A 12,622-nucleotide genomic window follows, 5' to 3' on the forward strand; every position below is an offset into this window, starting at 1 on the left:
TTCCGGGACGGCCGGCCCGGAACGCCCGGAAACAACAGAACCCGGTCTCAGGCAGTCGCTCTGCCTTCGATCCGGGCCAGGGCGTCGTCCGCGCCGTATGGCTGTAGGTACGGCATCCAGCGCGGATCACGATGACCCGTGCCGATGATCCGCCAGGCCAGTCCGGAGGGCGGCGCGGGCTGATGCCGCAGTCTCCAGCCGATCTCGGCCACATGACGGTCTGCTTTGACGTGGTTGCAGCGGCGGCAGGCCGCCACGACGTTCTCCCAGGTGTGCTGTCCGCCGCGGCTTCGCGGGATGACGTGGTCGACGCTGGTTGCGACTCCACCGCAGTACGCGCACCGGCCGCCGTCCCGGGCGAAGAGCGCCCGGCGGGTGAGCGGGACCGCACCGCGAAAGGGGACCCGTACGAAGCGCTTCAGCCTCACGACGCTCGGTGCGGGTATCACGCGGGTTGCGCTGTGCATCAGGGCGCCGGACTCCTCGATACTGACGGCTTTGTCGTTCAGCACGAGGATGAGCGCGCGACGTAGCGGTACGACGCCCAGCGGCTCGTACGACGCGTTGAGGACCAGGACATGCGGCACGGTGCCTCCTTGTACGTCTGCGGCGCGTGGCTCGCGCCGGGACGATCTGTTCTCAGTGTGTCCCGTGCCCTGGCCGATCCGCCACCACGACCAGGTAACGCACTGAGCGTGTTTTCAACCACACCTCTCACCTCTCCAGGAATTCCCCGCCCCTTCCGCGAACAGTCACGATGGTGCGGGACGCGTCATCGCGGGGCCGGGCGCGCGGCTGGAAAACACCCATGCCCCACCGGGCCGCGAGTTGTGAACGTCCTGCGCCGTTAGTGTGGTTGGCGCGCCCGCGAGTCTGTGGCGGCGAGCGAAAACGACCCTGTACGGAAGGTTCTGCTGTGTACCGGCTGATCGGCTCCGCCCCGTCGTTCTCACTCCGCTCGGCCCCCTCGGACGGGAGAGACGGAGGCGCACCGGACGCACCCGCCTCACTGGAAGACGCCCAGGACTCGGCCCTCGGCTTCGCCGGGTGGATCGGCGAGAACTGGACGTCGTGGCTGGCCGCGGGGTTGCGCATCCTGCTCATCGCGGTCATCGCGATCACCCTCCGTTACGTCATACGGCGCTCCATCACACGGCTCATCAAGCGCGTCAACCGCAGGGCCGAGGCCGCGGACAGCGCCAACGCCCTGCGCGGCCTGCTCGTCAGCGGGGAGCGGCGCCGGCAGCGTTCCCAGGCGATCGGGTCCGTGCTGCGCAGCATCGCCTCCTTCGTGATCATCGGCACGGCGCTGCTGATGGTCCTCTCCGACCTCGGCATCAACCTGGCGCCGCTGCTGGCCAGCGCCGGCGTGGCGGGCGTGGCCCTAGGGTTCGGCGCGCGGGACATCGTCACGGACCTGCTGGCCGGGATCTTCATGCTGCTGGAGGACCAGTACGGCGTGGGCGACCGCGTCGACGTCGGCGAGGTCTCCGGAGTCGTCCTGGAGATCGGGCTGCGGGTGACGCAGCTGCGCGGCGACGGGGGCGAGATCTGGTACATCCGGAACGGCGAGATCAAGCGGGTCGGCAACCTCAGCCAGGGCTGGGCCACCGCCGCGGTGGACGTACAGGTGCGGGCCGGGGAGGACCTCGACGAGGTGCGCTCGGCGATCGTCTCCGCGGGCCAGGAGCTGGGGAAGAGCGAGCCCTGGGACGAACTGCTGTGGGAGCCCGTCGAGGTGCTGGGTCTTGACTCGGTGACGCTCGACTCGATGGTCATCCGGGTCTCCGCCAAGACCATGCCGGGCAAGGCGCTCGGGGTGGAACGCGAGCTGCGCTGGCGCATCAAGCGGGCACTGGACAGCAGGGGTATCGAGAGCGTCGACGAGGAGTCGCTGGCCCTGGAGGCGGCGCGGGCGGACACGGACGCCGCGTTCACCGGGGAGAGCGGCAGGAACGGCGGACAGGTGCCGCTGCAGAAGGCCACCAAGTAGGCCGCGGCCCTCGTCCTCGCTCGACCATCGGCTGCGGGCGACTGCCGCAGAGGACTCCTCACGCGTGACCGGCCCGTGCGGCGCTCCGCTGTGCCCGGGCCCTGCCCCCGCGTCTCCCTCTCCCTCCCCCATGTCCCCCGTCTCCCCGTCTCTCCGCGACCACTGTTCATTGACGCGGCCGAATGGTGGGGCCTACTGTCCGGGAATTGGAAAGACTCCTAACAGTGCCCTGTCCCGGTGCCTGCGTACCCGGTGCGTGCCAGGGCGGAGGCGGCACAGATGGCCGGAATGACACCCGGGACCCCGCGCGTACTGCGCGCGATGAACGACCGCGCGGCACTCGACCTGCTGCTGTCCGAGGGCCCGCTCTCGCGGGGACGCATCGGCAAGCTGACCGGACTGTCCAAGCCGACGGCCTCCCAGTTGCTGGCGCGTCTCGAAGCCGCGGGCCTCGTCGTCGTCACCGGCAGGAGCGAGGGCCGGCCCGGCCCCAACGCGCAGCTGTACGCCGTCGATCCGCGTGCCGCGTACGTCGCCGGTGTGGACGTCACCACCGCCCGCGTCCTCGCCGGGGTGGCGGACATCACCGGACGCGTCGCGGGCGTCTTCGAAGTGCCCACACCCCCGCGCCGGACGCAGCAGAAAGGGGAGGGAGGCGGGCGGCCCAGGCGCAGCGCGGCGGACTCCGTCGTGCAGGCCGTGGAGGGCGCCGCCAAGGCAGCCGGTGTGCACAAGTCCGAGCTGCACCGGCTCGTCGTCGGAACGCCGGGTGCGTTCGACCCGAGCACCGGCAGGCTGCGCTACGCCTCGCACCTTCCCGGCTGGCACTCCCCCACCCTGCTGGAGGAGCTGGCCGCCGCGCTGCCCATGCCGCTCGACTACGACAACGACGTCAACCTCGTCGCGGTCGCCGAGCAGCAGAGCGGAGCCGCGCGAGGCCACGAGGACTTCGTCCTGCTCTGGAACGAGCAGGGCATCGGTGCCGCGCTCGTCATCGGCGGACGGCTGCACCGCGGACGCACGGGCGGCGCCGGGGAGGTGGGCTTCCTTCCCGTCCCGGGCACGCCTCTCGTACGGGACCCCGGGCACGTCAACAGCGGCGGGTTCCAGGCGCTGGCCGGCGCCGGAGCGGTGCTGCGCTGGGCGCACGAACTCGGCCTGCCCTGCGACCCGGACGCCTCGTCGCACGACCGTGCGGCAGACCTCGTCTCCCGCGCCGCCGTGGCTGCGGAGGGCGAACCCGGCGTCCCCCGCCAGGGAACCGGCGACGACCGCCCCGGCCCCCACAGTGAACTGCTGCGCCGTTTCGCGAGCGGGACCGCTGTCGGACTCGCGGCCATGGTCTCCGTCCTCGATCCGCAGTTGATCGTGCTGTCCGGGGGCCTCCTCAACGCCGGGGGCGAGCCGCTGCGCGCGCTGATCCAGGCGGAGCTGGACGAACTCACCGTGCCGAGACCGCCGTTGCTGCTGGGCACCGTCACGGAACATCCCGTCCTGCACGGAGCGCTGCAGAGCGCGCTCCTCACCACGCGCGACGAGGTGTTCGACACCACGGCCGCCCGCGCGCCCTGAGGCCCGGCACGCTGCACGGCCCCGACCGGTTCACCGCCGCGTACGCCGCTTCACCGCCGCGACCGCCGGACGGTCTCCCGGTCCGGCCGCCCTCGCTCCCACCCCGGAAAGGAATTCGCAGACGCATGAAGATCGCAGTGGTCGGTGGCGGCTCCACCTACACGCCCGAACTCGTCGACGGTTTCGCACGGTTGCGCGACACGCTTCCGGTCGGCGAGCTGGTCCTGATCGACCCCGCCGCGGAGCGGCTCGACGTGATCGGCGGACTCGCGCGAAGAATCTTCCGCAGTGCCGGACACGACGCGGCTGTCACGACCACGGCGGACCTGGACGCGGGGATCGAGGGCGCGGACGCCGTACTGCTGCAGCTTCGCGTCGGCGGCCAGGCCGCACGTCTTCAGGACGAGACGTGGCCGCTGGAGTGCGGCTGCGTCGGCCAGGAGACGACAGGCGCCGGCGGGCTCGCGAAGGCCCTTCGCACTGTCCCCGTGGTGCTCGACATAGCCGAACGCGTGCGCCGGACGAACCCCGGCGCCTGGATCATCGACTTCACCAACCCGGTCGGCATCGTGACCCGCGCGCTGCTGCAGGCAGGGCACAAGGCGATCGGGCTGTGCAACGCGGCGATCCACATGCAGCGCAAGGTCGCGGGGCTTCTGGAGGTTCCGCCGGAAGAGATCCACCTCGACCACTACGGGCTCAACCACCTCACCTGGGAGCTCGGCGTCCGGCTGGGCGGCCCCGACGGCGAGGACGTACTGCCGCGGCTGCTCGGCGAACACGGTGCGGCGATCGCGGAGTTCCTGCAGATGCCGCTCACCCTCCTGGAGAGGCTCGGCGCGGTCCCCTCGTCCTACCTGCGGTACTACTACCGGCACGACGAAGTGGTCGGCGAACTCGGCTCGAAGCCGTCACGGGCAGCGGAAGTCGCCGCTATCGAGCGGGAGTTGCTGGAGATGTACCGCGACCCCTCGCTGGACGCGAAACCCGAGCTGCTGAGCCGCAGGGGCGGTGCGTTCTACTCGGAGGCCGCCGTCGCCCTGGCCGCTTCGCTGCTGGGCACGGGGTCCGCGGAGGGCCGGTCGGCCGACGTGCAGGTCGTGAACGTCCGCAACAGCGGCACCCTTCCCTTCCTCCCCGACGACGCCGTGGTCGAGGTGCCGGCCGCCGTCAGCGGCGCGGGCGCCGAACCGCTCCCCGCGCCGCCGGTCGGGCCGCTCATGGCGGGCCTGATCGCCCACGTCACCGCCTACGAGGACCTGGCGCTGGACGCGGCCCTGCGCGGAGGGCGCGACAGGGTCTTCGACGCGCTGCTGGCGCACCCCCTCATCGGCCAGTACCGCGAGGCCGAGGCACTGACCGACCGTCTGCTCGCACACAACAGGGAGCATCTGGCGTGGCTCTGACCTCCGCCTGCCTGGCCATCGACGCGGGCAACAGCAAGACGGACGTGGCGGTCGTATCGGCCGGCGGAGAGGTGCTGGGCAGCGCACGCGGCGGCGGGTTCCAGCCACCGGCCGTGGGCGTCCGCGCGGCTGTCGGCGCGCTGTCGGCGACGGTCGGCGAGGCGCTCGCCGAGGCGGGAGCGCCGCCCGCAGCAGCCACAGGGGAGCCCGCCGGGGACGAGCCGGACTCCGCGGCGCCGCCTGTCGCGCACGTCTCGGCCTGCCTCGCCAACGCCGACCTGCCGCGCGAGGAGAAGGAACTGGCGGCGGCCCTCGCGGCACGGCGCTGGGGACGCACCACCCACGTCGCGAACGACACCTTCGCCATCCTCCGCGCCGGACTCCCCGACGACGCGTCGGTGGAGCACGGGGTGGCCGTCGTCTGCGGCGCGGGCATCAACTGCGTCGGCCAGGACGGCAGCGGCAACACCCACCGCTTCCCCGCACTCGGCCGCCTCTCCGGCGACTTCGGCGGCGGAGGCGGCCTGTCGGACGAGGCGATCTGGTACGCGGCCCGGTCGGAGGACGGCCGCGGCGAACCCACTCAGCTCGCCGGAGCCCTGCCGGGGCACTTCGGTCTCCCCTCCATGTACGCCCTCATCGAGGCGTTCCACATGGGCGACCTGCCGCGTACGCGCATGCACGAGATCACGCCGCTCCTGTTCACCGTGGCCTCCGCGGGCGATCCGGTGGCCCGCGCCCTCGTGCACCGGCAGGCCGAGGAGATCGTCTCCATGGTCTCCGTGACGCTGTCCCGGCTGGACCTGCTGGCGACCGAGACCCCCGTCTTCCTCGGCGGCAGCGTCGCCGCCGCACGCCATCCGCTGCTGCACGACCACCTCACGCGCGAACTCGCCGCCGCCGCCCCGCTGGCCGCACCCCGTGTGGTCGCCGCCCCGCCCGTACTGGGCTCCGCCCTGCTGGCCCTGGACCGTGCCGGGGCACCGCCCGGGGCCCACGCGAAGCTACGGGCGCACTACACCTGATACTCGAAGTCGCTCGCTCACCCCGGCGATCGGAGACGGACATGGACGACGGCCCCGGAACGGCAGGCGCGTCGCTCAGCACACGGCGCACGGACGAACTGTGCGCCGCCGCGCTCGAAGAGCACGACTGCCCCTCCGCCTCGGTCGCTGTCGCCGAACACGGCGAGATCACCTTCGCGCGGGCCTACGGGTGGGCCGACGTCGAATCCCGTGTCGCCGCGACCCCCGGCACCGCGTACGCCCTCGCCTCGGTGACCAAGCCGTTCACCGCGACCGCCGTACTCCTGGCCGCCGACGAGCGGCTGCTCCAGCTCGACGCGCCGGTCCCCCTGCCCGCCGTGGCCCGCCGGGACGGGCATGCCGCGCCCACTGTGCGGCAGCTTCTGCAGCACCGGGGCGGCCTGGCCCCCCACTACGACTTCCACTACGGCACGACCGGCAGCCACCGCATCGACGCCGACCGGTACACGCGCACACACCGCCGGCCGGGCGGCGCGTTCGAGTACGCGAACCTCGGCTACCGGCTCCTGGGGCAGGCGCTGGAGTCGGCCACCGGGCAGTCGCTGGAGCGGTTCCTGGAGGAACGCGTCTGCGGGCCCCTCGGTCTCACGAGCTTCCACCTGGGCCCCTTCCACCGATCCGGCCGGGCGGGGACGTCCCGCCCGTCGGCCGGTACGCCGCGGGCCGCGGTACGGTACACGGCCGACGGCCGCGCCTACCCGGAGCGGTGCGACTCCAGCCACCCCGGGGCGTCCATGGGGTGGGCGACGGCGCCCGAAGTGGCCCTGTTCGCGCAGTCCTTCGGAAGCCTGCTGCGACCGGCGACAGCCGAGGCGGCGTCCGAGCCACACCCGGTCCACTCGCGGCTGGGCTACGGCCTCGGCTGGTGCGTCTCCCGAGGCGGTGGCCCCGTCGTCCGCAGCCACGGCGGAAGCATGGGCGGTACGGCCGTGATGACGGCCGCGGTCCCGGCGCGGGGTCTCTCCGTCGCCGTGCTCACCAACTCCACGCGCAAGGCGGCGCGCGACCAGATCGTGGAGTACGTACTGCGCACGCTCGTCCCCGGATTCGAGCCCGCGCAGATCACTCCGGCCCTCCCACCGTCCAGCCGTACGACGGCACTGCCGCACGGCTCGTGGACGGGCACGATCCGCACCCCCGACGCGGACCTTCCGGCAGTCGTGCGCGTACTGCCGGACAGCCGCGCCGAGTTGGAGGTGGCAGGCGAACGCGCCGCATGCCGGACGACCGCCTCCGACCACTCCGACCTGCAGGGCGTCTTCCCCCTGCAGCTCCCCACCGCCGACGCACGGCTGAACAGCCCCCTGCTGGCGCTGGACCTGCGCGGCGGGAACGGGCCGCTGACCGGAACCGCCCGCTCCTTCAAGGACGGCGACAGCACCGGATGGCTGGGCAACCTGCTCAGCCACCGCTGCGAACTGTCACCGGCATGAGACCGCCCGGCCCGCACGCGGCGGGCCGGGCGGTGACCCGCACGTCACAGCTGCGGTCAGGTGCGGTGCACGGTGATGGTCGTCCAGGCGCCGACGTGGACGCGGTCGCCGCTCTTGAGCGGAACGGGCACGAACGGCTGGATCGGATCCTCGGCTCCGTTGATCGTGGTGCCGTTCGTGGAGTCCTGGTCGACGACCGACCAGCTGCCGTCCGGCTGCTGCACCAGCACGGCGTGCTGGTGGGAGACGCCCGGGTCCTCGGGCGTACGCGCCAGATCGATGTCCGGCGACTCGCCTGTCGAATGGCGGCGGCGGCCGATGGTGATCTGGTTGCCGGCCATGGGGAGCTGCTGCTCGGGCGAGTACGCGGGCAGGTTGAGACTCGACGCCTCCGGCCCGCTGCGGTCCATCATCGCCGCGAAGTACTCGCGGTCGGGCGCGATGACCGCCACCCACGAGGCGTTGCCGGGCTGCTGCATCGGCTGACCCGGACCAGGCTGCCCCGGACCGGGCTGACCCTGCCCCGGCTGGCCCGGCTGCGGCTGCCCCGGACCCGGCTGACCCTGCTGCTGGTGCTGGCCCTGCTGCTGAGGCGGGCCCGGCGGCTGGTGCTGGAACTGCTGCGGCGGGCCGGGCTGCTGGCCCTGCTCCCCCGGGCCTCCGGGAGGCGGCGGAATCGTCCAGTCGCCGCTCGGAGCACCCGGCTGCTGCGGCCCGCCGGGCGCGGGCGGTGCCATCGGCTGGCCGCCCAGGGAGTGCACCGGTGCCGCCTGCGGGAACCCCGGTCCGGGCTGCCCCGGGCCCTGCGGGTAACCGCCGGGGCCCTGCTGGGAGTCCGGTGCCGGCTGCTCACCGGTGCGGTTCGTCTGGTGCGGGGGCTGCGCGTTGTCGAAGTCGAACGACCGGTCCTGACCGCCCTGCGACGGCCCGGCACCGGGGAACGGCGGTGACGGCGGCCCCTGCTGTCCGCCCTGCGTGCCGGGAGCGCCCTGCGGCGGCGCCTGCTGGCCGAACGGGCCGCCGGGCTGACCCGGCTGCCCCGGACCCGGCTGACCCGGACCCGGCTGGCCCTGCGGCCCTGGACCGGGCTGACCGGGCTGGCCGGGTGGCGGGAAGCCTCCCGGCTGCTGCTGGTTCGAGGGAGCGAACGCCGTCGGGGAGTGCGTCAGGAAGTTGTAGCTGCACCCGTTGCAGAAGGGCGCCTGTCCGTCGCGGGGCCTGCCGCACTGCGGACAGGTCTCACCCGGACCGCCCTGGCCGGGGCCGCCCGGGACGCCGGGACCGGGACCCCCTTGCGACGGCGGGCCGCCGGGACCGCCCGGCCCGGGGTATCCGTAGCCCTGCGGCGGCTGTTGCTGCTGCGGCGGTCCGGGAGGCGCCGTCCCACCAGGGGGCACGGGTGCACCGGGAGGAACGGGAGCGCCGGGAGGCACCGGTGCGCCGGGGGGCACGGGAGCGCCGGGCGCGGACTGCGGGCCGGGGTAGCCGTATCCGCCTCCGGGTGCCGACGGAACGGACGGCCCGGGCGGAGAGGGCGGCTGCGGGGCACCGGTGGGTGCGCCGGTCGCGTCGGCCATGCGGTGACCGCATACCTCGCACCAGTCGTCGGCCGCCGACTGGTGTCCGTTCGGGCAAGTCGGCATGGTGAGTGCCTCCCCCTTGTGCTCCTGGACTTCCGTACCCGAGGTACGTCCCTCGCGGGTCTGCTAAATCTTCACGCGGACCGTCTTCGTGGACCGCGCCTCCAGCGTCATCTCGTCGGCGTCTGCAACCTTCGCCTTCAGCCGAACAGTACCGGTCGGGGCGTCGACCACGTCCACCACCTTCGAAAGCAACTTCGAAGTATCCCCATTTCCGGAATCGTGCGCCAACTGGACCGCACGGCCGAGTTTCGCCGTCGCGCCCTTTTCGTCCCCTGCTTTGCGCAGGTCCAGCCCGTCCTGGATCGCCCGGGCGAGCTCGACCTGGCCCGTGTAGTGCGCGACCTGGGCGTTGATGGAGGTCGCGGCGGCCATGTCGTCCGTCCACACCGCGCGCAGGAGGCCCTGGGCGAGGGTCTGCGGAGTGCCGCCGCCGGCCTCCGGGACGATCAGCGCGGCCCTGCCGGCCAGCATCTCCTGCCCGATCTCGGCCGCCGGGACCTCGATGCGGACGTGGTAGTCGCGGGACTCGTCCCCCCAGGAACCGGTGGGGTAGTCGCCGGAGCGCGGTCCCGCCCCGGTGCGGCGGTCCGTCAGATCCTCCACCGTGGGCGCGACCTGCTTGACGAGCTTCACCGAGGAGCCCTGCGGGGTCCACAGGCGGAGCGCCACATCGGCGACCTCCTTGCCCATGGCGTTCCGCATCATCTCCTCGAAGTCGGCGGTGAGGCCCTCGGGATCGGCCACGATGTCGGCGGAGCCGAGGAGGGCCGAGGCGATGCCGGTGACCTCCTTGACGTCCCAGTCGGTCCCCACCCCCCGGGCGTCGCACGTGAAGCGGCCGGCACAGGCGTCGAGCGCCTCCCGCAGGCGTTCCGGTTCCTCGTGCTCGTTGCGTCCGTCGGTCAGCAGCACGGCGTGCCGGACGGTGGCGTCCGACCCGGAGAGCAGCTTGTCCGCCAGCCGCAGCCAGGTGCCGATCGCCGTGCCCCCGCCCGCGCGGAGCTTGCGCAGCGCCTTGCCCGCCTGCTCACGGGTCTCCGGGCCTGCGACGGCCATGGTGCCGCCCCCGGGGTAGATCTCCTCGGCCTGGTGCGTCCCGGCGACGACCGCGAAGGAGACGCCGTCGCGCAGTGTGGCGATCGCCGCCGCTGTGGCGTCGCGGGCGTTGCGCATCTTGCTGGGCGGGTAGTCCATCGAACCGGACGCATCGATCATGATCACGACCGCGGCGTCCGTGCGGCCCGGTGCCCCTCCAGCGGAGGACGGCGCCCCTGTGCCCGCGCCGGCCGCCGGGAAGCCGCGTGCGGTGCCTCCCGGCCGCGACGTGACGGTGACGATCGCGTCGACCTCCCGGGCGCCCTCCGGCAGGTACTCGTTCTGGTAGACGTCCACGGAGAACCGCGGTGCGCCGAACTCGGCGAAACTGGCCATCTGGTGGACTCCTGCTCCGTAGCCGGGGTGGGCGGGGTGAAGGTGCCGGGGCGCACGGTTCCCTCTTGCGCACCCCGCATGCGAGGACCCTCTCCCCCGTCGCTCCGGTTTCGTTCCGGCCCCAGTCGTGACGGTTTCGTTCCGGCGCCTTCCTCAGGTCGTTGTCACTGCTCCGCGCTCACGCCACTGACGCGCCGCTTCGGGCCGCCGCTGCGGCGGCCCGAAGCGGCGGCTCGCGCGCCTCGCTGACGCCACAGCTCAGGTACCTCGCTGAAGTCACATCGCTCGGGTCACTCCGCGGCCGTTCAGGAGGCGTCCTGTCCGCCGGCCGTCACCCGGAAGGGGACGACGGCCACCGTCACGTTGTCGTGGCCGCCCCCGTCCAGGGCGTAACCGACGAGGCGTTGGGCGCTCTGCAGGGGACGCCGGCCGGCGTCGGCCGGCAGCACCGCCGCCATCTGCTCGGCGGACTCCGCGTAGTTCCACAGCCCGTCCGTGCAGACGATCACGACGCCGGGGCCGTCCGGCTTGAACGACGCGGTGTGCGGGTCGATCTCGTACGCGTCCGCCCCGAGCCAGCCGGTGATCGCGTGCGCACGGGCGTCCGCGTACGCCTCGTCCTCGCTCATCAGACCGGCGGCGACCATCTGCGCCGCCCAGGAGTCGTCCTCGGTCAGCCGCGCGGGCGGTGCCGCACGGTCTTCGGGCACCCAGTAGGCGCGGCTGTCGCCGATCCAGCCGATGGTGAGGATGCCGTCCGCTGTGAGCGAGCTGACGATCGTGCACGCCGGGGCGTTCTTCGAGGGTTCGTTCGGGCCTTCCGCGGCAAGGGAGTTGACGGCCTCCGCCGCCGCCAGAAGCGCACTGTGCATCGCCTGCTGCGACGCTGTGCCCTTGAGGAGGGCCTCGCGCAGGGAGGCGCTCGCCGCACGCGCGGCGGCGGCCGACGCGTCGTCGGGCCTGGTGGCCGAGGAGACGCCGTCGCACACCACGGCGATGGTCGCGGGCGAGCCCTTCGACGTCGCCGCCTCGTGCAGCTCGAAGAAGTCCTCGTTGCGGTGGTGACGGAGCCCGCGGTCGCTGGCTGCCGCCGCGGACGGCAACTCGCGCTCCATGTGGTCCCGTTCGCGCGGCTGCTTGTGGCCGCAGTGCTCGCAGTAGCCGTCCGCGTCGACGGCCCCCGTGCCGCAGGCGACGCAGCGGGGCATGGCCGCCGAGAGGGTGTCGCCCTCGCCGGACGGATCCGGGAGCGGCGCCCCCTCACCGTCCGCGGAGCCTCCGGCGGCCGGGTGCGGTGAGTCGTCGAGCATGGCGCGGGGGTCGGCGGAGCGCTCGTCGGCCCCGTCCGGAGACAGCGTCTCCGGCCCTGCGCCCGGCTCGCCCGTCGCGGACGGACCGGGCTGTTCGGGATGCGGCTGACCGGACGGGTGCTGCTGACCGGACGGGTGCTGCTCGGGGTGCTGCTGCGCGTACGGCGGCCGCCCCTGCGGCTGCTCGTAGCCCCGTTCGGGCTGCGGCCCGCCGTGAGGAGGCTGGTCGAACGCCGCACCGGCAGCCGGCGAGCCGCCCGGCCGGACGCCCGCGGGCGGCAGCGTGAAGTCCTCCTCGCCCGGAGCGGCCGGGGGCACCGCCGGCGGCCCCGGGGGCATACCGGCGGACGGTCCATGAGGCGGCTGCGGAGCCGCCGCAGGGGACGGCGGAACGGGCTGCGCGGCCGGCGGACCCGCCGGAGCTGGCTGGGCCACCGCGGGCGGTGCGGGCGGTGCGGGCGGTGCGCCCGGAGCGTTGGCGGGCGGCGTCGCCGGATCGCGGAACTCCGGCAGCGGCGGAACGGGAGGCGCGGGAGGCGGCGGCGGAACGGGCCCCGTGAACGAGGTGGTCGCGGGCACGGGTTGCGGGGCATGGCCGCTCCCGGACGGAGGCCGCTGGGCCCCGGTGCCGGGAACCGCACGCCCCGCCGCCGTCAGGTCGGCACCGCATGCGCCACAGAAGCGGTCGCCTTCCTCCAGCGGCTCTGCGCAGCTGGGGCATGCGGACAGTTGATCAAGCATCGTCACACCCACGTCCTGGGGTGGAACGGGTTTCCCGTTTCCACCGG

The 12,622-nt window shown here is 73.4% G+C and carries 9 protein-coding genes; 5 read left to right on the forward strand and 4 right to left on the reverse strand.

Going from position 1 to position 12,622, the window contains the following annotated elements:
- Positions 1-47: 47 nt before the first annotated feature.
- The gene (locus tag H181DRAFT_RS07410; protein ID WP_045863392.1) at positions 48-587 is read right to left on the reverse strand and encodes an HNH endonuclease; all 540 of its coding nucleotides are present in this window, start codon (positions 585-587) and stop codon (positions 48-50) included.
- Positions 588-1,009: 422 nt separating this feature from the next.
- Between H181DRAFT_RS07410 and H181DRAFT_RS07415 the strand changes: the two genes are divergently transcribed.
- The 5 genes from H181DRAFT_RS07415 to H181DRAFT_RS07435 all read left to right on the forward strand — a co-directional run bounded on the left by H181DRAFT_RS07415 (position 1,010) and on the right by H181DRAFT_RS07435 (position 7,450).
- On the forward strand, positions 1,010-1,993 hold the full coding sequence (locus tag H181DRAFT_RS07415; protein ID WP_254666754.1) for a mechanosensitive ion channel family protein: 984 nt from the start codon (positions 1,010-1,012) through the stop codon (positions 1,991-1,993).
- 279 nt (positions 1,994-2,272) lie between these two features.
- Entirely contained in the window at positions 2,273-3,565 is a 1,293-nt protein-coding gene (locus tag H181DRAFT_RS07420; RefSeq protein WP_045863393.1) for an ROK family transcriptional regulator, read from the forward strand.
- Between the two features lie 125 nt (positions 3,566-3,690).
- Entirely contained in the window at positions 3,691-4,971 is a 1,281-nt protein-coding gene (locus H181DRAFT_RS07425) for a 6-phospho-beta-glucosidase (RefSeq protein ID WP_045863394.1), read from the forward strand.
- Positions 4,962-5,996, forward strand: a complete 1,035-nt coding sequence (locus H181DRAFT_RS07430) for an N-acetylglucosamine kinase (RefSeq protein WP_045863395.1) — start codon at positions 4,962-4,964, stop codon at positions 5,994-5,996. Before H181DRAFT_RS07425 ends, H181DRAFT_RS07430 begins: the two co-directional genes overlap by 10 nt.
- A gap of 41 nt (positions 5,997-6,037) precedes the next feature.
- On the forward strand, positions 6,038-7,450 hold the full coding sequence (locus H181DRAFT_RS07435; RefSeq protein ID WP_045863396.1) for a serine hydrolase domain-containing protein: 1,413 nt from the start codon (positions 6,038-6,040) through the stop codon (positions 7,448-7,450).
- Between the two features lie 56 nt (positions 7,451-7,506).
- Here the strand turns inward: H181DRAFT_RS07435 and H181DRAFT_RS07440 are convergent, their stop codons facing one another.
- From H181DRAFT_RS07440 to H181DRAFT_RS07450, 3 genes are all read right to left on the reverse strand, one after another.
- Entirely contained in the window at positions 7,507-9,093 is a 1,587-nt protein-coding gene (locus H181DRAFT_RS07440) for an FHA domain-containing protein (protein ID WP_074467753.1), read from the reverse strand.
- 63 nt (positions 9,094-9,156) lie between these two features.
- Positions 9,157-10,524, reverse strand: coding sequence for a vWA domain-containing protein (locus tag H181DRAFT_RS07445; protein WP_045863398.1), 1,368 nt, complete (start codon positions 10,522-10,524; stop codon positions 9,157-9,159).
- 305 nt (positions 10,525-10,829) lie between these two features.
- On the reverse strand, positions 10,830-12,581 hold the full coding sequence (locus H181DRAFT_RS07450; protein ID WP_052708488.1) for a PP2C family protein-serine/threonine phosphatase: 1,752 nt from the start codon (positions 12,579-12,581) through the stop codon (positions 10,830-10,832).
- Positions 12,582-12,622 lie beyond the last annotated feature (41 nt).

It is taken from the genome of Streptomyces sp. WMMB 714 (assembly GCF_900090125.1).
Lineage (GTDB): Bacteria > Actinomycetota > Actinomycetes > Streptomycetales > Streptomycetaceae > Streptomyces > Streptomyces daqingensis.

Excerpts from the sequence above, each read along its gene's own strand:
- H181DRAFT_RS07420 (WP_045863393.1), top strand. The coding sequence starts at position 2,273 with ATGGCCGGAATGACACCCGGGACCCCGCGCGTACTGCGCGCGATGAAC.
- H181DRAFT_RS07425 (WP_045863394.1), top strand. The coding sequence starts at position 3,691 with ATGAAGATCGCAGTGGTCGGTGGCGGCTCCACCTACACGCCCGAACTC.
- H181DRAFT_RS07435 (WP_045863396.1), top strand. The coding sequence starts at position 6,038 with ATGGACGACGGCCCCGGAACGGCAGGCGCGTCGCTCAGCACACGGCGC.
- H181DRAFT_RS07440 (WP_074467753.1), bottom strand. The coding sequence starts at position 9,093 with ATGCCGACTTGCCCGAACGGACACCAGTCGGCGGCCGACGACTGGTGC.
- H181DRAFT_RS07445 (WP_045863398.1), bottom strand. The coding sequence starts at position 10,524 with ATGGCCAGTTTCGCCGAGTTCGGCGCACCGCGGTTCTCCGTGGACGTC.